This window comes from Streptomyces sp. NPDC048171, from assembly GCF_043202655.1.
Taxonomy (GTDB): Bacteria; Actinomycetota; Actinomycetes; order Streptomycetales; family Streptomycetaceae; genus Streptomyces.
This window is the reverse complement of record NZ_JBIDAU010000009.1, coordinates 222,675-243,967: the sequence shown is the minus strand read 5'-3', so window position 1 is coordinate 243,967 and position 21,293 is coordinate 222,675. Positions and strand designations below refer to the sequence as shown.

General features: G+C 72.9%; 17 protein-coding genes. 6 read left to right on the top strand and 11 right to left on the bottom strand.

The features are described 5' to 3' along the window. Positions 1-112 precede the first annotated feature (112 nt). The 5 genes from ACGF3J_RS26060 to xylB form a co-directional block, all read right to left on the bottom strand. Positions 113-1,636: an aldehyde dehydrogenase family protein gene (locus ACGF3J_RS26060; protein WP_161329882.1), complete on the bottom strand. Its 1,524-nt coding sequence runs from the start codon at positions 1,634-1,636 to the stop codon at positions 113-115. 96 nt (positions 1,637-1,732) lie between these two features. Then, a complete protein-coding gene (locus tag ACGF3J_RS26055; protein ID WP_393854933.1) occupies positions 1,733-2,992 on the bottom strand; it encodes a GAF domain-containing protein in 1,260 nt (419 codons plus the stop codon). Between the two features lie 81 nt (positions 2,993-3,073). Beyond that, positions 3,074-3,706: an N-acetylmuramoyl-L-alanine amidase gene (locus ACGF3J_RS26050; RefSeq protein ID WP_161332088.1), complete on the bottom strand. Its 633-nt coding sequence runs from the start codon at positions 3,704-3,706 to the stop codon at positions 3,074-3,076. Positions 3,707-3,989: 283 nt separating this feature from the next. Then, positions 3,990-5,198, bottom strand: coding sequence for an ROK family protein (locus ACGF3J_RS26045; RefSeq protein ID WP_393854932.1), 1,209 nt, complete (start codon positions 5,196-5,198; stop codon positions 3,990-3,992). 45 nt (positions 5,199-5,243) lie between these two features. After that, positions 5,244-6,689, bottom strand: a complete 1,446-nt coding sequence (gene xylB / locus ACGF3J_RS26040) for a xylulokinase (RefSeq protein ID WP_161327796.1) — start codon at positions 6,687-6,689, stop codon at positions 5,244-5,246. 146 nt (positions 6,690-6,835) lie between these two features. On the opposite strand from xylB, the gene xylA reads away from it, so the two are divergent. Then, complete coding sequence (xylA, locus tag ACGF3J_RS26035; RefSeq protein WP_161327797.1) at positions 6,836-7,999, top strand: xylose isomerase; 1,164 nt, start codon at positions 6,836-6,838, stop codon at positions 7,997-7,999. A 109-nt stretch (positions 8,000-8,108) separates the two neighbouring features. Here xylA and ACGF3J_RS26030 read toward each other — a convergent pair whose 3' ends face one another. Beyond that, the gene (locus tag ACGF3J_RS26030) at positions 8,109-9,377 is read right to left on the bottom strand and encodes an SWF or SNF family helicase (RefSeq protein WP_393854931.1); all 1,269 of its coding nucleotides are present in this window, start codon (positions 9,375-9,377) and stop codon (positions 8,109-8,111) included. After that, on the bottom strand, positions 9,374-12,247 hold the full coding sequence (locus tag ACGF3J_RS26025) for a DEAD/DEAH box helicase (RefSeq protein ID WP_393854930.1): 2,874 nt from the start codon (positions 12,245-12,247) through the stop codon (positions 9,374-9,376). The genes ACGF3J_RS26030 and ACGF3J_RS26025 overlap by 4 nt, the downstream gene beginning before the upstream one ends. A 297-nt stretch (positions 12,248-12,544) precedes the next feature. Here ACGF3J_RS26025 and ACGF3J_RS26020 point away from each other — a divergent pair, with 297 nt between their 5' ends. Beyond that, positions 12,545-12,727: a hypothetical protein gene (locus ACGF3J_RS26020; protein WP_122620855.1), complete on the top strand. Its 183-nt coding sequence runs from the start codon at positions 12,545-12,547 to the stop codon at positions 12,725-12,727. Between the two features lie 25 nt (positions 12,728-12,752). Here the strand turns inward: ACGF3J_RS26020 and ACGF3J_RS26015 are convergent, their stop codons facing one another. The 3 genes from ACGF3J_RS26015 to ACGF3J_RS26005 form a co-directional block, all read right to left on the bottom strand. Then, on the bottom strand, positions 12,753-14,126 hold the full coding sequence (locus ACGF3J_RS26015) for a tannase/feruloyl esterase family alpha/beta hydrolase (protein ID WP_161328279.1): 1,374 nt from the start codon (positions 14,124-14,126) through the stop codon (positions 12,753-12,755). A 144-nt stretch (positions 14,127-14,270) separates the two neighbouring features. Then, entirely contained in the window at positions 14,271-15,176 is a 906-nt protein-coding gene (locus ACGF3J_RS26010) for a hypothetical protein (protein WP_161328268.1), read from the bottom strand. A gap of 141 nt (positions 15,177-15,317) precedes the next feature. After that, positions 15,318-15,614 carry a hypothetical protein gene (locus tag ACGF3J_RS26005; RefSeq protein ID WP_202557951.1) on the bottom strand — a complete coding sequence of 99 codons (297 nt, stop codon included), beginning with the start codon at positions 15,612-15,614 and terminating at the stop codon, positions 15,318-15,320. A gap of 133 nt (positions 15,615-15,747) precedes the next feature. On the opposite strand from ACGF3J_RS26005, the gene ACGF3J_RS26000 reads away from it, so the two are divergent. After that, entirely contained in the window at positions 15,748-16,608 is an 861-nt protein-coding gene (locus ACGF3J_RS26000) for an oxygenase MpaB family protein (RefSeq protein ID WP_237552477.1), read from the top strand. Between the two features lie 72 nt (positions 16,609-16,680). Here the strand turns inward: ACGF3J_RS26000 and ACGF3J_RS25995 are convergent, their stop codons facing one another. Beyond that, entirely contained in the window at positions 16,681-17,280 is a 600-nt protein-coding gene (locus ACGF3J_RS25995) for a class I SAM-dependent methyltransferase (RefSeq protein WP_161328267.1), read from the bottom strand. A gap of 152 nt (positions 17,281-17,432) precedes the next feature. Here ACGF3J_RS25995 and ACGF3J_RS25990 point away from each other — a divergent pair, with 152 nt between their 5' ends. From ACGF3J_RS25990 to ACGF3J_RS25980, 3 genes are all read left to right on the top strand, one after another. Further along, positions 17,433-18,206: an MHYT domain-containing protein gene (locus ACGF3J_RS25990; protein WP_161328266.1), complete on the top strand. Its 774-nt coding sequence runs from the start codon at positions 17,433-17,435 to the stop codon at positions 18,204-18,206. Between the two features lie 62 nt (positions 18,207-18,268). Then, positions 18,269-20,857: a nitrate- and nitrite sensing domain-containing protein gene (locus ACGF3J_RS25985; protein WP_161328265.1), complete on the top strand. Its 2,589-nt coding sequence runs from the start codon at positions 18,269-18,271 to the stop codon at positions 20,855-20,857. Next, positions 20,854-21,291 carry a roadblock/LC7 domain-containing protein gene (locus ACGF3J_RS25980; RefSeq protein ID WP_161328264.1) on the top strand — a complete coding sequence of 146 codons (438 nt, stop codon included), beginning with the start codon at positions 20,854-20,856 and terminating at the stop codon, positions 21,289-21,291. The genes ACGF3J_RS25985 and ACGF3J_RS25980 overlap by 4 nt, the downstream gene beginning before the upstream one ends. Positions 21,292-21,293: the final 2 nt, after the last annotated feature.

The following is a 21,293-nucleotide window of genomic DNA, read 5'->3' as shown; positions in this document are numbered from 1 at the left end:
GCGGCTTCGCCGCCCGTTCCTCGACCGTGCTTTTAGGGCAACTCAGCTATATAGGCGTTGACTTCGGCCCCCAGGGCCGTCGCAAGCATCCGCCGGCCCTCTCCCGGACGATCTAGAAGAAGCCCAGCTTCTTGGCCGAGTACGACACCAGCAGATTCTTCGTCTGCTGGTAGTGCTCCAGCATCATCTTGTGGTTCTCCCGGCCGATGCCCGACTGCTTGTACCCGCCGAAGGCGGCGTGCGCCGGGTACGCGTGGTAGCAGTTGGTCCACACGCGTCCCGCCTGGATCGCGCGTCCCGCGCGGTAGGCGGTGTTCATGTCGCGGGTCCACACCCCGGCGCCGAGGCCGTACAGCGTGTCGTTGGCGGTCTTGATCGCGTCGTCGAAGTCGTCGAAGGACGTGACCGAGACCACCGGGCCGAAGATCTCCTCCTGGAAGATCCGCATGCGGTTGTGGCCCTCGAAGATGGTCGGCTGGACGTAGTAGCCGCCCTTCAGCTCGCCGTCGTGCTCGATGCGCTCGCCGCCGGTGAGCACCTTGGCGCCCTCCTGCCGGCCGACGTCCAGGTAGGAAAGGATCTTCTCCAACTGGTCGTTGGACGCCTGCGCGCCGATCATCGTGTCCGTGTCCAGCGGGTGACCCGGCTTGATCGACCGGGTGCGGGCGACGGCGGCCTCCATGAACTCGGCGTAGTTGCCGCGCTGGATCAGGGCCCGGGACGGGCAGGTGCAGACCTCGCCCTGGTTGAGCGCGAACATCGTGAAGCCCTCGAGCGCCTTGTCGCGGAAGTCGTCGTCCCGCGCCCAGACGTCGTCGAAGAAGATGTTCGGCGACTTGCCGCCCAGCTCCAGCGTGACCGGCTTGATGTTCTCCGAGGCGTACTGCATGATCAGCCGCCCGGTGGTGGTCTCCCCGGTGAACGCCACCTTCGCCACCCGAGGGCTGGACGCGAGCGGTTTGCCCGCCTCCACGCCGAAGCCGTTGACGACGTTGAGGACACCGGGCGGCAGCAGGTCGGCCACCAGGCTCAGCCAGTAGTGGATCGACGCCGGGGTCTGCTCGGCGGGCTTGAGCACCACCGCGTTCCCGGCCGCGAGTGCGGGGGCGAGCTTCCAGGCCGCCATCAGGATCGGGAAGTTCCACGGGATGATCTGGGCGACGACACCGAGTGGCTCGTGGAAGTGGTACGCCACGGTGTCGTCGTCGACCTCGCTGAGCGAGCCCTCCTGGGCGCGGACCGCTCCGGCGAAGTAGCGGAAGTGGTCGATGGCCAGCGGGATGTCGGCCGCCAGTGTCTCGCGCACCGGCTTGCCGTTCTCCCAGCTCTCGGCGACCGCCAGACGCTCCAGATTCGCCTCCATGCGGTCGGCGATCTTCAGGAGGATGTCGGAACGCTCGGTCACCGAGGTGCGGCCCCAGCCCGGCGCGGCCTCGTGTGCCGCGTCGAGCGCCCGCTCCACGTCCTCCGCCGTTCCCCGCGCGATCTCCGTGAACGGCTGGCCGTTCACCGGTGACGGGTTCTCGAAGTACTGTCCGCGGGCCGGGGGCACGTACTCGCCGCCGATGAAGTGGTCGTAGCGGGACTGGTAGGAGACGATCGCGCCCTCGGTGCCGGGCGCCGTGTAACGGGTCATCCTGAATGCCTCCTCGTCGGGCGCTGCCCGCCGTTGGACAGCTCTGCGCTTGAGGCTAGGCAGCGGGACGTTGCAGTCACGTTGCGTCGGCGGCGGTCACCACGGGCCCGGCGCCGTCAAATCCGACTCCAGCGCGGCGAGCCGCGACCGGGTCGCCGCCGTGGGCCGGACCGTGGCGAGTGCGCGCCAGACGTCGAGATCGTCCTCACCCCACGCCGCGTGCGCCCAGTCGGCCAGCAGGTCGGGATCACGGCGGGCGATCAGCGCGGCCCGCAGCCCGTCGGCGAGGCGGCGCCGGAGCCGCACCACCGCCGGAGCCTGGGACCCGGGCAGCAGCGGACCGGCGTACGCCGTCGCCGCCCCGGTGACCGCTCCCGCCCGCAGACGACGCTCGACGACGGCCGCGTCGGACTCCACGGGCAGCGTGAGCCGGTACGGCCGGGACGCCAGCCGTCCCGGCCCCACGATGCCGCGCAGCCGGGCCAGCTCGGCCCGCAGGGTCACCGGCGGCACCGTCTCGTCCTCGTACAACGCGCACAGCAACTCGTCACCGGTCAGGCCCTCCGGATGCTGGGCCAGCAGCACGATGATCTCGCTGTGCCGTCGGCTCAGCCGGACCCTGCGACCGTCCGCGCTCAGCAGGGCCTCGTCACGGCCCAGCGCGGTCAGCTCGGCGGCCTCGCCCGCGGGTGCCTCCGGAGCGAGCAGCGCCAGCTGTGTCTCGGCGGCACGCGCCACCGCCTGTACGAAGCCCAGGCTGTGCGGGTGTGCCAGCCCGTCCCCGCCGGTGATGTCCACGGCGCCCAGTACCCGCCCGGTGCGCGGATCGTGGACCGGAGCCGCCGCGCACGTCCACGGCTGCACCCGGCGTATGAAGTGCTCGGCCGTGAAGACCTGGACCGGACGGCCCACCGATATCGCCGTGCCCGGCGCGTTCGTCCCGACCGCGGACTCCGCCCACCGGGCACCCGGCACGAAGTTCATCCGTCCCGCCCGGCGCCGAGTGGCCGGATGCCCTTCCACCCAGAGCAGTCTGCCGTGCGCGTCGCACACGGCGAGCAGATGCTCGCCGTCGGCGGCGAAGGTGCCCAGGAGTTCCCGGATCAGCGGCATCACGCGCGCCAGCGGATGCTCGGCACGGTAGGCACCGAGGTCGCCGTCCATCAGCTCCACGCTCGCCGTGCCGTCCGGCCCCACCCCCGCCCGCACCGACCGCCGCCAGGACTCCGCCACCACGGCGCGCACGGGTCGCGACACCGTGCCCGCCGCGGTGAACGTCTCGTGCGCGCGGCGCAGTGTCCGGGCACGTTCGGCGGGGTCGGCCCCCGGTTCCAGAGCGAGCCATGAATCAGTCAACTCGGCCTCCCCGGACAGTGATGGGATGGGTGACATCGTCACTCCGCCGATACGCGCCGACAACCTCTTCGACCGGCTCGATCAGCGCGACGTGGGATCTGCCGGGGTCGAGGCCAGGTTGACCAGTCTGATGTAGCGGGTCCAGTCCCAGTAGGGGCCCGGGTCCGTGTGGTCGCTGCCGGGAACCTCGTGGTGCGCGATGATGTGCGTGCGGTCCATGGGGATGCCGTACGTGCTGCAGATCGCCGCGGTGAGCCGGGCCGACTGCTCGTACATCGCGTCCGTGAAGTACGCCGGCTGGTCCACCCACCCCTCGTGTTCGATGCCGATGCTGCGGGTGTTGTAGTCCCAGTTGCCCGCGTGCCAGGCGATGTCCACCTCACGGACGCACTGCGCCACGTGTCCGTCGGCGGACCGGACGACGTAGTGCGCGGACACCTGCCTCTCGGGGTCGCGGAAGATGGAGAGTGTGTCGGCGTACGTTTCCTGCGTGACGTGGATGACGACGTAGTCGACGGGATAGGCCGTGGGCCTGCTGGACCGGCTGTAGTTGGATGTCGTCGCGGGCTGCCACTCGGCGGAGGGGTAGTCGACCGCCCGGGGCCGTGCGGCGGCCGGCGTACCGGAGAGCAGGGTGAACGGGACGGCGGCGAGCGCGGCGCCCATCAGAATCCGCCGCCTGGTCGGAACCGGAGCTGTCCTTTCCCTGTCCATGGATGCCCTTTCGTCGGTGGGCCCTGGAGCCCGGTGGGGGGAGTGGGTGCTCAGCTGTTCGGTCTTGCCGAGGAGAAGTCCGGCCCTGCCGAGGAATGCAACGCCGACGGTCCGTCCACCCCGTCTGCGGGGTGCGTCCGCGCAATCACCGTACGGGGGACGGGGATTGCGCAGAAGAACGCCGCGCCGTTCCGTGGACGGCCACCGCCTTGTGGACAACTCGGTCACTCGATCGAGTGAAAGAGGGGCGTGACTGGACCCCTCGCCGAGCCCCCTGAACGGCTCAGGCGCGCTCCGCCACCACCGCCGGGTCGTCCAGGACCGCCCGCACCACCGAGTGCGCCGCGCCGAGCAACGGCCCCTGCGGGCCCAGGTCCGACACCGAGACAGGGCATGCCGGGCCGGCCGTGCGCCGGGCCAGCTCGTCGCGCAACGACGGCAGCAGCCACGGCGCGAGCCCGGCCAGCGCGCCGCCCAGCACCACGCTCTCGGGATCCAGCAGGTTGACCGCCCCGGTCAGCGCGATGCCGAGCGCCGTGCCCGCCTCGCGCAGGGCGCGCCGCACGGCCTCGTCGCCCTCCGCGGCCCGTCCGGCGAGCAGCCCGACGCGGTCCTCGCCCGGCTCCACGCCGGCGGCGCGCAGCACCGCCTTCTCGCCCGCGTACTGCTCCAGACACCCGCGCCCGCCGCAGGGGCACGCCGGGCCGTCGGGCCGGACCGGCACATGCCCCAGCTCGCCCGCGAATCCGCGCGTACCGCGCAGCAGCCGTCCGTCGAAGACCACGCCCGCGCCGATGCCGATCTCGGCCGAGACGTGCAGGAAGTCGCGGGGCGTCCCGTCGCCGAGCCAGAGTTCGGCGAGCGCCCCGAAGTTGGCCTCGTTGTCCACGGTCAGCGGGAGGTCCGCCGGCAGCAGCGCGCCGAGGTCGGCGTCGTGCCAGTCCAGGTTCGGGGCGCGTACGACGGTACGGCCGTCGCGCGCCACGAGACCCGGCACGGCCACCGCCAGCCCCGCCGGCCACAGCCCTTCGGACTCGGCCTCCGCGACGACCTGCCGCACCAGAGCGGTGAGCCGTTCGGTCACCGGCTCGATGGAGCTGTCCCGGTTGCTGCCGTATCGCACGGCACGAGAGCGCACCCGGCCGCGCAGATCGACCGCACAGACCGCGAGGTGGTCGACGCCGACCTCCGCCCCGATGCCCGCCGGGCCCCGCGCGCTGACGGCGAGCGCCGACCCGGGCCGCCCCACCCGGCCCGGCCGCTCGGGACCCAGCTCTTCCAGCAGGCCCGAACGGATGAGCTCGTCGACGAGGGTCGAGACCGCCGCGCGTGTCAGCCCGATCCGTGAGGCGACGGCGGCCCGGGACAGCGGTCCCTCCGCGCTGACGGTGTGCATCACCCGGGCGAGATTCCGGCGGCGCATCCCCTGCTGGGTGTCCGGAAGCGTGCGCCCGTGCCGGGCCGGTTCGGCTTCGTGCGGCGGTGCGGTCATGCCTCCGTCATTCCTCGGTCGGTCGTCACCCGGGCCACCGCGTCCTCAGCGGGAATCCGTGGACCGCTCCAGCAGCGGTGCCGCGTCGGAGAGTACCCCGGTGATCCTCGCCAGCGTCGCCTCGTCCCGTTCCACGGCGTCGAGTACCGGTCCGGCCGCCGTGCCCCAGCGCCGGGCGACCGCGGCGGCGTCCTCGCCGGTCAGCAGGCCGGCGGCCTGTGCCGCGGCGCCGAGCGCGACCAGCTCCTTCGCCTCGGGGATCTGGACGGGACGCCCCGACAGCCGCCGTACCGTCTCCTGCCAGGCGCCCCCACGCGCCCCGCCGCCGATCAGGAGCAGCGGCGCCGACGGGTCGGCGTCGGCGTCGAGCACCAGGTCGAGGGCGTTGAGCAGCGAGTGGACGGCGCCGTCGTACGCGGACTGGAGCAGCTGGCCGGCGGTCGTGTCGTGCCGCAGTCCGTGCAGGAGGCCGGAGGAGTGCGGAAGATTCGGGGTGCGTTCGCCGTCCAGGAAGGGCAGGATCGTCGCCTCGGTGCCGGGTTCGACAGCCTCCCGGTCCAGACCCAGCAGGGACGCCACGCGGTCCACGGCGAGCGTGCAGTTCAGGGTGCAGGCGAGCGGCAGCCAGTCACCGCGCGCGTCGGCGAATCCCGCCACCGTGCCGGTCGGGTCGGCGGGGCGCTGCCGCGAGACGGCGTACACGGTGCCGGAGGTGCCGAGGCTCATCACCGGCACACCGGGAGGGAGCCCGAGTCCCAGAGCGGCCGCCGCGTTGTCACCGGTGCCCGCGGCGACCAGGGTGCCCTTCGTGAACGGCAGGCCGTGGCCGTCGCGGACGGTGCCGGCCACCTCGCCGGGCCGGACCACCCGGGGCAGCAGTGCCGGGTCGAGTCCCACGCGCGCGAGGATGTCCTCGTCGTACGCCTCCGTGCCGGACGCCCACCAGCCGGTGCCGGACGCGTCGCCCCGGTCGGTGGTCGCCTCGCCGGTGAGCCGCTCCGTGAGGTAGTCGTGCGGGAGGCGTACGGCCTTCGCCGCACGGACCGCGTCCGGCTCGTGTTCGGCCAGCCAGGCCCACTTGGTGACCGTGAAGGACGCGCTGGGCACGCTGCCCGTGCGCTCCGCCCAGGACTTGGGCCCGCCCAGCTCCTCGATCAGACGCCGGGCCTGCGGGGCGGAACGCACGTCGTTCCACAACAGCGCCGGGCGCACCGGCTCGCCCTGGGCGTCCAGGGTGACGAGCCCGTGCTGCTGCCCGCCGACCGACACCGCGGAGGCCTCGCGGGCGGCGTCGCCGCACTGGCGCAGCGCCTCACCCAGCGCGTCCCACCACTGGCGCGGGTCGCTCTCCCGGCCGGCTCCGGAGGACACGGTGTGGGGGGCCTGGCCGCTCGCCACGACCCGGCCGGTGGCCGCGTCGACGACCAAAGCCTTCGTGGACTGAGTGGATGTGTCCACACCGACGACGAGCGGACCCTCGGCTGCTGACATCGGTCTACTCCCTCTTCCCGGACTTCACTGCTTCGGGCACTGGCACACCTTGTCCCTTCCCAGGACCGTGTGTGCATACTAATTTGTAAAGCGCCATGACGAAATAGTCGGCAGCGAGTGATCGGCAGCGAGTGAGGAGCCGCGGAATGAACTACCAGCCCACTCCCGAGGACAGGTTCACGTTCGGTTTGTGGACGGTCGGCTGGCAGGGCCGTGATCCGTTCGGCGACGCCACCCGGCGAGCCCTGGACCCGGCTGAATCGGTGCGTCGCCTGGCCGAGCTGGGCGCCCACGGCGTCACGTTCCACGACGACGACCTGATCCCGTTCGGGTCGAGCGACTCGGAGCGGGAGGCGCACGTCAAGCGTTTCCGGCAGGCCCTGGACGCCACCGGCATGAAGGTGCCGATGGCGACGACGAACCTGTTCACGCACCCGGTGTTCAAGGACGGCGCCTTCACGGCGAACGACCGGGACGTGCGCCGGTACGCACTGCGCAAGACGATCCGCAACATCGACCTCGCGGTCGAGCTGGGCGCGAGCGTGTACGTCGCGTGGGGCGGCCGGGAGGGCGCGGAGTCCGGTGCGGCCAAGGACGTACGGGACGCTCTCGAGCGGATGAAGGAGGCCTTCGACCTGCTGGGCGAGTACGTCACCGAGCAGGGCTACGACCTGAGGTTCGCGATCGAACCGAAGCCCAACGAGCCCCGCGGTGACATCCTGCTGCCGACGGTGGGCCACGCGCTGGCGTTCATCGAGCGCCTCGAGCGGCCGGAGCTGTACGGCGTCAACCCGGAGGTCGGCCACGAGCAGATGGCGGGGCTGAACTTCCCGCACGGGATCGCGCAGGCGCTGTGGGCGGGCAAGCTGTTCCACATCGACCTCAACGGCCAGTCCGGCATCAAGTACGACCAGGACCTGCGGTTCGGCGCGGGCGACCTGCGGTCGGCGTTCTGGCTCGTCGACCTGCTGGAGCGGGCCGGATACGCGGGCCCGCGGCACTTCGACTTCAAGCCGCCCCGCACCGAGGACCTCGACGGCGTGTGGGCGTCCGCGGCCGGCTGCATGCGGAACTACCTGATCCTCAAGGACCGCGCGGCCTCCTTCCGCGCCGACCCGCAGGTGCGGGAGGCCCTCGCCGCGGCCCGCCTGGACGAGCTGGCCCGCCCGACCGCCGAGGACGGCCTGGCGGCACTGCTGGCCGACCCGACCGCGTACGACACCTTCGACGTGGACGCGGCCGCCGCACGCGGCATGGCGTTCGAGCACCTCGACCAGCTCGCCATGGATCACCTCCTCGGCGCCCGCTGAGGCACCACGGAGGGCCCGTCGCGTACAGGTCGGCTCCGGCCTCCCTCCGTGTGCCGGAAGGAGGCCGGAGCCCCGGCCCGTGAAGTGCCCCGCCGCGCGGGCCGGGACGTCAGGGCTGGTCCACCGTCCCCAGGGCGGCCGAGGCAAGCGCGGTAGCCGGGTCCTGGACCGGCCCGCCCACGGGCACCCAACGGCCACGCTCCTTGCGGTACGGCCACCAGCGGCCGCCGTGGTCCAGGCGGAGTTGCCGCGGTTGCCCGACGACGGTCCACCGGTTGGCCCGCGCCCGCAATGACGGGCGTTCGTCGTCCTCCCAGGCCGACTCGAGCGCGGCACGCGCGCGTGCGAGGGCCTCGCCCTCCGGCGCCCACTCCTCCTCGAGCACGGACAGAGCGGTCACGCCGCCGAGCCGCCACGCGCCTACGGCGACCGCCAGCGCCTCCGGTGTGCGTCCCGAACCCTCGCCGAGGCGTCGCAGCACATCGGGGCCCGGCTCGCCCACGGCCAGTCGTACCGCGTCCTGCGATGCCGTCGCCTCCCTGCCCGCGGCCTGCCGCTCGTGCCCGCCGCGCAGGGCCTCGGCGAGCAGGCGATGAGCGTCCGCGGCCGCCCTGGAGGCCAGATGGGTCACGGCGGACGGATCGATGCCGTACGGGGCTGCCGACTCGGTGTCCAAGGACGGCGGCGCACCTGGGCCGTCCCCGAGGCCGGGCGGCGCGGGCAGTGGAGGCAGTACGTCCCCCGCCGCGTACGCCTCGCCGGCGTCCACGCCCTCCCCTCGGGACGCGGACTCCCGCGTGGGTGCGCTGCCCTGCGCCTGGAGTGCTTCGAGCAGGGCGCCCTCCGCGCGGCCTCGCACCAGCAGCAGGATGAAGGGGTCCTGGTCCAGCAGCCTGGCCACCTGGTAGCAGAGGGCGGCGGTGTGCCCGCAGTGGTCCCAGGCGCCGCAGTCGCACTCCGGCTCCAAGTCGCCCATGCCGGGCAGCAGATCGATGCCGGCGGTCGCCGCGTCCTCCACCAGGTGCGGGGGCATGTCCCGGTCCAGCAGTGCCGCGACGTGCCCGGAGCGCTCGATCGCCATGTCGACAAAACGATCCCACTGCGCGTCGGACAGCTGCTCCAGGAGGACGTCGGCCCGATGTGGCGTGCGATCGCGGTCCTGGACGACGGCCGTGATGCGCCCCGGCCGCACCGACACGGCGCCGACCGCTCCCGCGCGCGCGAGACGGCGGCCCGACTTCACCTGGGCCGTGTCCATCGCCGCGTCCTCCAGCGCCTTCAGCCAGGCCAGGCCCCACCAGGTCTGGGCGAAGCCCCGCCCGTGCGCGGGTGGCAGCGCGGTGAACGTCCGCTCCGTGTCCTCGTCGTACCGGGTCATCGGGTACCCCCTCGCAGTTCGACCAGGTCGGCCAGTTGCGCGTCCGTCAGCTCCGTGAACGCCGCCTCGCCGGTGCCCAGTACCGCCTCGGCGAGTTCCCTCTTGCGGTGCAGCAGGGCGGCGATGCGGTCCTCGATCGTCCCCTCGGCGACCAGTCGGTGCACCTGCACGGGGCGGGTCTGGCCGATGCGGTAGGCGCGATCGGTGGCCTGCGCTTCGACCGCAGGATTCCACCAGCGGTCGTAGTGGACGACGTGCTCCGCGCGTGTCAGGTTCAGCCCGGTGCCCGCCGCCTTCAGTGACAGCAGGAAGACCGGCACCTCCCCCTCCTGGAACCGGCGGACCATCGACTCGCGGGCCGTGACGGACGTGCCGCCGTGCAGGAACAGCGACGTCACGCCGCGGGCGGCCAGGTGCCGTTCGAGGAGACGGGCCATCTGCACGTACTGCGTGAAGACCAGCACGCTCGCCTCTTCGGCGAGGATCGTGTCGAGCAACTCGTCGAGCAGTTCCAGCTTCCCCGACCGGCCGCCGATCCTCGGCCGGTCCTCCTTGAGGAACTGCGCCGGGTGGTTGCAGATCTGCTTGAGGCTTGTCAGCAGCTTCACGATCATGCCGCGTCGCGCCATGCTGTCGGCTCCGGCGATCTCCGCGAGCGCCTCGCGCACCACCGCCTCGTACAGGCCCGTCTGTTCCGCCGTCAGTGACACGGGACGGTCGGTCTCGGTCTTCGGCGGCAGCTCGGGTGCGATGCCCGGATCCGACTTGCGGCGTCGCAGCAGGAAGGGCCGCACGAGCCGGGCGAGTCGCTCCGCCGCGGCAGGGTCCTCCCCGCTCTCGACGGCCTGGGCGTACTGACGGCGGAAGGTGCCGAGCCGGCCCAGCAGGCCAGGGGTGGCCCAGTCGATGATCGCCCACAACTCCGAGAGGTTGTTCTCCACCGGAGTGCCGGTGAGCGCCACACGCGCGCGTGCGCCGAGGGAGCGCAGTTGGCGCGCGGTCTCCGAGTACGGGTTCTTCACGTGCTGGGCCTCGTCCGCCACGACCATGCCCCACGGCACGGCGGAGAGACGTTCGGTGTCCAGGCGCATGGTCCCGTAGGTGGTCAGCACGAACTCGCCGTCCGCGAGGCCGTTCAGGTCACGTCGGGTGCCGTGGAAGCGGCGAACCGGTGTGCCGGGCGCGAACCGCTCGACCTCCCGCTGCCAGTTGCCCATCAGGGAGGTCGGGCAGACCACCAGGGTGGGCCCGGCTGTGGCCGGGTCGGTCTGCCGGTGCAGGTGCAGCGCGATCAGCGTGATGGTCTTGCCGAGGCCCATGTCGTCGGCGAGGCAGCAGCCGAGGCCCAGTGACGTCATGCGGACCAGCCAGTTGAGCCCTCGCCGTTGGTAGTCGCGCAGTGTGGCGTCGAGCGCGGCGGGTTGCGGGACCGCCTCCTGGCCCTCGGGGTCGGCCAGCCGCTCCCGCAGCGTTGCCAGCCAGCCCGTGGGTCGTACCTCGACACGGTGGCCGTCGACGTCCGTCGAGCCGGTGAGAACGGCCGCGAGCGCGTCCACCGGTGCGACCTCGTGGTCCCGCCGGGCGCGGGCGCGGTGGACCTCCCCGGGGTCGACCAGCACCCATTGGTCACGCAGGCGCACGAGCGGCCGGCCTGCCTCGGCGAGCACGTCCAGCTCCTCGCGCGTGAGCCTCTTGTCGCCAAGGGCGAACGTCCAGTTGAAGGCGAGCAGCGCGTCGGCGGACAGCAGTGAAGGGCCGCCGTCTGTGGCAGTCGCGAGGGGCGCCCGCGTGTCGTCCGGCGGTCCGACCTCCGCGCGTGCGGTCAGATCGCGGGCCAGCTCCCTCGGCCAGTGCACGTCGACCCCCGCGCCCACGAGTGCCTTGGCCCCCGTGCCGAGCAACTCGGTCACGTCAGCGTCCGCGAGCTCGACGGCGTCCGGCACCGCGGCCGACAGCAGCGGCGTGAGTGCCGGCCAGGCCCGTGCCGCGCGGCGCAGGGCGAGCAGGGCGTCCATACGCGCGCGCGTGCCGAACGCCTCGCCCACCGTGCCCGCCCACACGTCGGCGGCGTCGGCGACGAGCGCGGGGTCGCTGACGCTGTGCACCTGGAGCACCGCCCGGAACGTCGGCTTCTCCTCAGCGGGAGCCTCGGCCGACAGGCCCCGCACCTCGACGCGCAGGGACAGCCGCACACCCGCGTCGTGTCCGGCGGCGACGTCGGCGGCCCACTCGCGCAGCTCGGGCATCCGCCGTGGTTCCCGCGAGGCGTAGGCGGGCCCGGCCGTCACCAGTGCGGCGGCGGGAGAGCGGGGCAACGTGTCCGCCACGGCGTCCAGGAAGGCGCGTACCAGCCGTTCCGGGTCGTGCAGCCGCGGTGGGCCGGTGGCGTCGACCGGGACCGCGTGCGCCTCTGGCGGCATGGCGGCGGCGAGATGGCGGACCCGCTCGGTGTCCTCCGCGCCCAGCGGGCCGGCCCGCCAGGCATCGTGGTCCGCCGAGGACAGGCCGGGCAGCAGCAGCCCGCGCGCGACCAGGTGCAGTGCCTCCACGGCGACGGCGCCCCAGAGCACCGACGACCGGTGGGCGTGCGCGGAGGTACGCGCGCGTGTCAGGACCGGCAGGGCCGCCCGCAGCGGCAGCACCACCGCGGGAACGCTCACCCGTCGCACACCGTCGCCGTCGGGCAGGACGACGGTCAGGTCCTCGGCGGTCGGGTTCTCCTGGCCGCCCGGGGTGATTCCGGGGGTGGCACCGTCGGGCCGCCAGAACGCCACGGCGCCGGTGCGGCCGGGGTCACCGGGCAGGAAGACAGCGCAGCAGCCGACGAGTGCGGAGATCTCGGAGGGGGTTTCCGGGAGAGCGGTCTGCACGGTGATGATGGATTCCTCAAATTTGACTAGTCGGTATGCGGCGGCCGACTGTACACCACTCCTGAGGTCGCGGGGTGTGGATGATCTGTGGCATGGGTCACTATTCAAGGGGAGAGGCTTTCTCTCCCCGGATGGACGGATGGATGAGCCGACGAGCGGGGCGGCCACGCCGGCGGGCCCCTCAGGGTTGTCGGGGTCCCGACTCAGGGACGTCTCAGGGTCGCGGTACGGAACCGCCGGGAGCGCGGGCCCGTTTTCAGGACAGAGAGCGGCAGTGGCCGCGAAGGAGGCGACACCATGTCGAAGAACGCCAAGGTCGCAGCAGGGGGTGTGGCGGTCGGGCTCATCCTGCTGATCTGGCTGCCCTGGTGGGCCGCCCTGCTGATAGTTCTGGGAGTCCCGGCCGCCGCTTACCTCACCCTGGACCCCTCCCAGCGGCGCAGGCTGCGTCGGACCACGCGCAGGGAGATAGGGCGCTGACGCGCCGGCGCCGCTGCGTGCCCGGCTAGCGCAAGGGGCAGGAGTCGATCACGTCGCCGTCCGCGGGTTCGCCGACCGTGTGGTCCGCGGGCGGCGGCGTGCCCCGCTCCACCCACGCGGTCAGGGCGTCGAAGGCCGACCGGAAGCAGGGCAGGATCGGCCGCAACCGGTCGGGATAGGTGTCGTACAGCCCGTCGACATGGGTCCCGCCCCGGACCGTGTAGTAGCGGTGCAGCACGCCCCGACCGCGCGCGTCGATCATGCGCGCGTACACGTCGGAGTCGGCGGCCTTGGGCAGTAGTGCGTCCAGATCGCCGTGCAGCGTGATCAACGGCTTCCCGATGCGTCCGGTCAGTGCCACCCGGTCCACCGCGCGATGGACGGAGGCAGGACGCGCGGCGTAGTCATAGGCGGCGTCGGAGGCGCACGGCGCGAGAACCTCCTCCAAGGAGGATCCTGCCGAACTGCCCGGGCAGCTCGGGTCGTACGACGGATCGAACTCGGCCCGGTAGATCTTCTGCGTCACGCCCCAGTAGGCGTTCTCGTGGTACGGCCAGAGAAACTCGGAGCCACGGGCGAACCCGGCCGCGTACAGGTCCTCGTCCCGGGCCGAGCCGAGTGCCCGGGCGACCGCGGTCGGCAGCGAAGTGAGCAGGTTGGGCCCGTCCGCCGTCCACAAGGCTCCCTCCCAGTCCACGCCGCCGTCGTAGAGACCGGGGTGGTTCTCCAACTGCCAGCGGGTGAGATAGCCGCCGTTGGAGATGCCGGTGATGTACGTGCGGCGTGGCGCGTGGCCGTAACGCTGGGCCGCCACCCGCTTGGCGGCCCGGGTCAGCTGGGTGGTGCGTGCGTTCCACTCGGCGACCGCGTCTCCGGGACGGACACCGTCCCGGTAGAAGTCGGTTCCGTTGTTCCCCTTGTCGGTCGCGGCGTACGCGTACCCCTGCGCGAGGACCCGGTCGGAGATCGCCTTGTCCGTGGCGTACTGCTTGCGGTTCCCGGGCGCTCCCGTCACGACCAGTCCACCGTTCCAGTGGTCCGGCAGCCGGATCACGAACTGCGCGTCGTGCCGCCAGCCGTGCGTCGTGTTGAAGCGGGAGGAGTCCGGGAAGTACCCGTCGATCTGGATGCCCGGAACGCCGGACGGCGTCCTGGTGCCGGCGGCCGTCAGTCCGGCCTGGTCGGCCGGGTCGGTGTACCGGGTGCCCGCCAGCCCGGTGGTGGTCAGATCCTCCAGGCAGGCGCCGCGCTGCAGGGCCGCACCCGGGACTCGCACGCGCTCCAGCCGGGCACAGTGTCCGCCCGTCTCCGCCGCGGCGGTGGCCGCTGGAGCCGGCCCGGTGAGCGTGACGGCAGTCAAGGCGGCGGCGAGGAACGGGACACCACGGGACAGACGCATCAGGGCCTCCGGGCACGACAGGGGAGTGAGGTCGAGGGCTGCCCCATGGTGCGGGTCGGTCACGACCCCTTCCATGGGCTGGAGCCACATGGAGAGGAGGCCGATCATGGAGGTTGAAGACAGTCGGGACCTCTGCGCCCCTGGTCAGCTCGGACGTACTGCCATCTTGTCGAGCGCCTCCAGGAGGCCGGGCAGCGACGGCCCCCGGCCCACCGGCAGGACCTCACCGGGTTCCTCGTCGAGCAGGATGAAGGCGATGTCGTCGGTCCGGGCGACGAGCGACCAACCGGGGCCGTCGGCCCGCAGCGTCCGCGCGTCCCCCGGCGCGAACGACGACCGGACCCGGCCGAGCGGCGGGGGAGTGTCGACGTAGGAGCGGGCCTCCGCGAGCACCCTCCGGACCCCGCCGTGCCCCGAGGAGGCCGAGTCGTCCGCGACGCCGGTCGAGGCCGGCGCTTCGTCGCGCGTGCCCTCCCCGGTACTCGGGTCGGCCTCCACGTCGCCGGAAGGCGTGTCGGACGAGGCGCGGGCACCACCCGCCGCCGGGAACTCCGCGTCGTCGATCTGCTCCCGCCACTGCGCCCACTGCAGGGCGATCTCGTCGGCCCCCAGGCGCCGCTGGGCCGGCCCCCACACCGTGGTGTCCGGCGGACACAGCGCGGGCTGGTCGGCGGACTCGGGCCCGGGGTCGTGCGGCGCGGGTACGCCGGGTGCCGCCACGGCGACCGCCAGGGGCCAGCCCGGCAGCGCCGCGACGACCGTGCGCTCGTCCGGCGACAGGTCGTACTCCATCCCGCAGTCCCAGGAGGCCACGGCCACGGCCACCAGCGACACGTCGTCGACGACGACGGTCCACCGGGCACCGTCGCCGTCCTGGCCGAGCACCAGTCCGTAGCCGTCGGCCAGTGGCGGGAGACCGAGTGCGGCGCACGCCTCCGGGTAGTCGTCGCCCAGCACACTCGGAAACTTCGCCGGCGTCAGCAGCACCGCCGTGAGCACATAGAGCGCGTCGTCCGCGGCGGCGACGGCGTCCTCATCCGTCCCGGCCATCCCAGCCTCCCCATCGGTTCGTCCAATGGCGCGCACCCTAGTGCGCCCGGGAACGCCTTGTCACGACTCCCAGACGCACCCGAGCTGCAGTTTTCCGGCTGGACGGGGGCGAATCGACCACGCCCCGGGGGGAACCGACGGTCAGGTCGCGGGCAGCCCCAGGAGCGCGCGGGCGACCTCCCGCGGCGACTGGTCGCGCTCCCGCGCGAGCGCGACCACGGCGCGGCACGCCAACTCGTTCACCCCGAACGACAGGGCCTCCGGCGACACCCACCCCGCCGCCTCGTCGATCCGGTCCTGATCGTCGTCCGCGCACGCGGAGACATACGCGGCCGCGGCCTCGAACAGATTGTGCGACCTCGGTTCCCTTCCCGCCTTGCCCTCCGTGCGCCGGGCGGCGCGAGATCTGTCCCAAGCCTCGAGGATCCTGCCGAACAAGCGGACCACCCTCCCCTGCCGATCACCATGGCCGATCGTGCATCTTCTGCTACTCAACGTAGAGTCGAAGCCTCGGCGGCAGAAGGGTATGGCCACGGTGAAGCGCTTCCAACGACTGGCAGAGATCCGGCGTATGGATCCCATCGAGGACGCCTCCGAGATCTACCGGCTGTCCTCGGCCTACGAGTTCCCCTGGGACTTCAGCCGCGCCCTCGAGCTGGCCCTCTTCCGCACCTACGCCGTACCGGCCATCGGCCGACTGCTGGCCGAGACTGCGGAGTTCACCGACCGGACGCAGAAGCGCTACGACGACACGGCACTGCTGCTCGACGCCGTCGTCGAGCACGGATTCGGCAGCGAGCAGGGCCGCACCGCCATCCGGAGCATCAACCGGATGCACCGCAGCTACGACATCGCCAACGACGACATGCGGTACGTCCTGTGCACGTTCGTCGTGACGCCGAAACGCTGGATCGACGCCTACGCATGGCGCAGGATGTCGCGGCACGAGACCGTCGCCTCCGCCGTCCACTACCGCACGCTGGGACGGCACATGGGGATCCGGGACATCCCCGGGTCCTACGAGGAGTTCGAAGACTGCCTCGACGCCTACGAGGCAGCCCACTTCGCCTGGGACGAGAGCGCCCGCAGGGTCTCCGACGCCACCCTCGACCTCATGGCCTCCTGGTACCCGCGCCCTCTCGCGCCCCTCCTGCGCGCCGGGACACTCGCCCTGCTCGACGAGCCCCTGCTGCGCGCCTTCCGGTACACCCCGCCGAACCCCACCACGCGTGCGATCGTGCGCCGCGCGGTGCGGCTGCGCGGGCGCGCCGTCAGGCTGATGCCCCCGAGGCGCGCCCCGCACCACGCCCGGCAGAACCGGGAGATCAAGGGCTACCCGAAGGGCTACCGGCTGGCCGAGTTGGGCACCCGCCCGGTCCCCGGCGTTCGGGGCTGCCCGGTGCGCCACATCGACACGTCGTCGGCCGAGTGAGCCGATCGACTCGCCCAGCGGGCCGAGGCCGATCCGGGAGACTCCCGAAACCGCGGGCGTGCGCGGCGGCTGTCAGCTCTCGCGCACGGCCAGGGCCAGGAAGCGGTCGTCCTCGTCGACGTACGACGTCATGCGCCACCCCGATCCGGCCAGTAGCGGCCGGAGGTTGGCCTGCGCGCGCAGGTCGTCCGGTGTGAGCCGCCGCCCCTGCCGTGCTGCGAGCGCCGCCCGGCCGATCGGATGGAACAGCGCCAGCACCCCGCCGGGACGCACGACGCGCGCCAGTTCCCGCAGGTTCTCGCCGGGCTCGGGGAGGTGTGCGACGAGGCCCGCCGCGAACACGGCGTCGAGCGACCGCGGGCGCAACGGCAGCGCGGCGACATCGGTCAGCACCAACCGTCCGTCACGGTCCCTCCCCGCCCTTACGGCGGCCTGGAGCATGGCCGGTGTCAGATCGGCCCCGAGGACCAGACCCGACGGCCCCACGGCCGCCCGCAGCGGCGGCAGGGCACGTCCGGTGCCGCAACCCGCGTCGAGCACCCGGTCACCCTCCCGCAACCCCATCGCGGCGACCGCGGCCGCGTAGGCGGGCCCGTCGTCGGGGAAGCGGCTGTCCCAGTCCGCCGCGCGGGCGCCGAAGAACTCCTGGACGTGCGTGTGGTCGTCGCTCATGGTCCGCATGATTCACCAAACGCGCGGGGGATGCCGAGGCGCACACGTTCGAGCGTGACGCGATCGTTCCAGCGCTTCTCTGTGTCAGATAGCAACACCTTTCGAAATGCGCCCCCGTTGTGCGCCCTGCCCGGTACTAGCGTCCCGGGGTCATGGGACACCTGGACCACGCCGCCCTCGGCTGGCTGACCCCCGCGCTGTCGTACGCGATGGCCTGCACCGGCGCGGCCCTCGGACTGCGCTGCACCGTGCGCGCCCTCGCCACCACCGGGCGTTCGCGCCGCAACTGGCTGCTGACCGCGGCCTCGGCCATCGGCACCGGCATCTGGACGATGCACTTCGTCGCCATGCTCGGCTTCCGGGTCAGCGGCACCGACATCCGCTACGACGTGGCGCTCACCCTCGCCAGCCTGCTCGTCGCGATGCTCGTCGTCTGCGCCGGCGTCTTCGCGGTCGGGTACGGCCGCGACCGCGCGCGGGCACTCCTGCTCGGCGGTCTCACCACCGGGATCGGCGTCGCGAGCATGCACTATCTGGGAATGGCGGCCGTGCGCCTGCACGGAGCCGTGAGCTACGACCCGGTACGCGTGGCACTCTCCGTCCTCATCGCCGTCGCCGCGGCCACCGCGGCACTCTGGGCCGCGCTCAACATCAGGTCGCCCCGAGCGGTCACCGTCGCCTCGCTGATCATGGGGGCGGCGGTGAGCAGCATGCACTACACCGGCATGCTCGCGGTGAGCGTGCGGGTCACACCCTCGGGCGAGACGCTTCCCGGGGCCACGGCGATGCAGTTCATCTTCCCCCTCGCCGTCGGCCTCGGGTCCTACCTCTTTCTGACCTCGGCCTTCGTCGCGCTGTCCCCGACGGCGGGGGAACGCGACGCGTCCGCCGCGGCCCGCCGCCCCGTCGGCAGCGCCGCCCGGTGACGGAGGACCCGCGCCAACGGCCCGGCGACCACGCCCCGATCCCCGTCCCGAGCGAGGAGGCCATGCGTACACCCCGTACGACCCCCGCAAACGGCGCCGACACGCCGTCCCGGCGACCCGCGCGCGGACGTCGCGCGCACGCCGGACCACCTGCCGACGAGGGCCCGACGGAGCCCATGGGCGAGGCACCCGAATCGGCCGCCACGCGCGCGTGGCGCGGCCGAGTCCAGCCCCGCACCGTGCGCGCCAGGATCGTCTGCCTGCTGATGGTGCCCGTCGTCTCCCTGCTGGCCCTGTGGGCGTACGCCACCGTCACCACCGCCCAGGACATCTCCCGCCTGAGGCAGGTGCAGCGCGTGGACGCCGGTGTCCGGGCCCCCGTCAGCGCGGCCGTGGCCGCCCTGCAGGCCGAGCGCCTCGCGGCCGTGCGCCACGCCACCGACCCGTCGGCGGTGCCGGACGCCGACTACCGCGAGCTGTCGGAGCGCACCGACCTCGCCGTGGCGAAGCTGCGGCTCGGCGACCGCCACACGGTCGCCGACGCCGAGGAACTGCCCGCCGGAGTGGCACGGCGGCTCGACGCGTTCGTGACCGGCGCCGAACGGCTGGGACCGCTGCGCACCGCCGTCCTGGACCGCCGCACCGGCTGGGAGGAGACCTACCACCGGTACACGACGGCCATCTCGGCCGCCTTCCGGGTGGGCGGCGCACTGAGCGGGATCCAGGACGCGGATCTGGGCTCCGACGCGCGCGTGCTGGTCGAGTTCGCCCGCGCGGGCGAGGCCCTGGCCCAGGAGAACACCCTGCTCGCCGCCGCTCGCCTCGCCGGCCGCCTCGACGGCGAGCGACTGCGCCTGTTCACCGGCGCCGTCGACACGCGACGGAGTCTCACCGAGTCCGCCGTCACCGACCTGCGCGGCACCGAACGCGCGGCCTGGCAGGACCTCGCCCGAGACGCCGCCCATACGACCGTGGGGAAGGCCGAGGACGGCCTCCTGGACTCCTCGGCACAGGACCGCCCGGTCGAGGCGGTGGCACCCCTCGCCGCCTGGGACGGGGCCCACGCGCGCCTGCGGGACGGCATGCGGACCATCGAGCGGGACGCCGCGCGGGGAGTGGCCGACCAGGCGGATCCGTTCACCCGCGGTGCGTTCACCCCGGCCGGGGCCGCGGTCCTCCTCGGACTTCTCGCCGTCGTCGCCTCGCTCGTCATCTCCGTCCGCATCGGCCGTGGCCTGGTGGTCGAGCTGGTGAACCTGCGCAACAGCGCCCTGGAGATCGCCCGGCACAAGCTCCCGGAAGCCATGCGCAGACTGCGTGCGGGGGAGGAGATCGACATCCGGTCCGAGGCGCCACCCGAACCGGCCGCCGAGGACGAGGCCGGCCAGGTGGCCGAAGCTCTGGGCACCGTGCACCGGGCGGCGCTGCGGGCCGCGGTGGAACGCGCCGAACTCGCCAGCGGCATCTCAGGCGTCTTCGTGAACCTCGCCCGCCGCAGCCAGGTCCTCGTCCACCGCCAACTGAGCCTCCTGGACAGCATGGAACGCCGCTCAGACGACCCGAACGAACTGAGCGACCTGTTCCGCCTCGACCACCTCACCACCCGCATGCGCCGCCACGCCGAGAGCCTGATCATCCTCTCCGGCGCGGCGCCCGGACGGGCCTGGCGGATGCCGGTCTCCCTCACCGACGTGATCCGTGCGGCAGTCTCCGAAGTGGAGGACTACGCGCGCGTGGAGGTACGGCAGCTCCCCGAGGCGTCCGTCGTCGGCGCGGCCGTCGCCGACCTCACGCACCTCTTGGCCGAGATCATCGAGAACGCCGCGCAGTTCTCCCCACCCCACACGCGCGTGCGTGTCACCGGAGAACCCGTCGGCAACGGCTACGCGATCGAGGTCGAGGACCGCGGTCTCGGCATGGGCAAGGACAGTCTCGCCGAGGCCAACCACCGCATCACCCGCTCCGAGGCACTCGACCTGTTCGACAGCGACCGGCTCGGCCTGTTCGTCGTCAGCCGTCTCGCCGCCCGGCAGGACATCAAGGTCCACCTCAAGACCTCTCCCTACGGCGGTACCACCGCCGTCGTCCTGTTGCCGACCGCGCTCCTGCACAGCGAAACCGCGGAACGCTCCCCAGGGGCGTCACACGAGGCTGCCCCGCCCGCGGAGCGCCTGTACGCGCGCGTGCCGCACGCCGCCGCAGACCGGGAGACCGTGCCCGCACCGTCCGGCCGCCCGGCACTGACGTCCGCCGCACCGGTGACTGTGGAGACGACGGCGCCGAACCGGCCCCCAGGAGCACCCGCCTTGCGACTGCACCGATCCCCCGACTTCCCGGACGACTCCGCCGACTCCACTGACGGCGACGGCGACGGCGTCGGACACGGCACACCGGATCCGGCCGAGGAGTCCGACAACCTGCCCCGGCGCGTACGCCAGGCCAGCCTCGCACCCCAACTGCGGGACGGGCGCCCCGCGGAAGCCGCTCGGCCACCCCAGGCGCGCGGCGACGAAGAGCGCACGCCCGAAGTGGTGCGGGACCGCATGACCGCCTACCGCGACGGCTGGACGCGCGGCGGTGGACGCCGGCCCGGCCACGCGGAGCAGCCGGCCCCGCCGGCCGGCCACAGCAGCGAAGGAGACCTCGCATGATCCACGACCCCGGCACGGGGACCGCCCGGCGGACCCGCGAACTCGACTGGCTGCTGGACGACCTCGTCGGCTGCGTACACGAAGTACGGCATGCCGTCGTCCTGTCGAACGACGGGCTCGCCGTGGGCGCGTCGGCCGGCCTCGGGCGGGAGGACGCCGAACATTTGGCCGCGGTCGCCTCCGGTTTCCACAGCCTGGCCAAGGGTGCGGGCCGTCACTTCGGCGCCGGGGGCGTGCGCCAGACCATGGTCGAGATGGACGACGGCTTCCTGTTCGTGGCCGCAGCGGGCGACGGCTCCTGCCTGGCCGTCCTCACCGCCGTGAGCGCCGACATCGGCCTCGTGGCTTACGAGATGGCGCGACTGGTCAGACGCGTCGGCGAGCACCTCCACACCGCGCCGCGCGCCGCCGCACGGCCACCCTTCGGCGGATGACC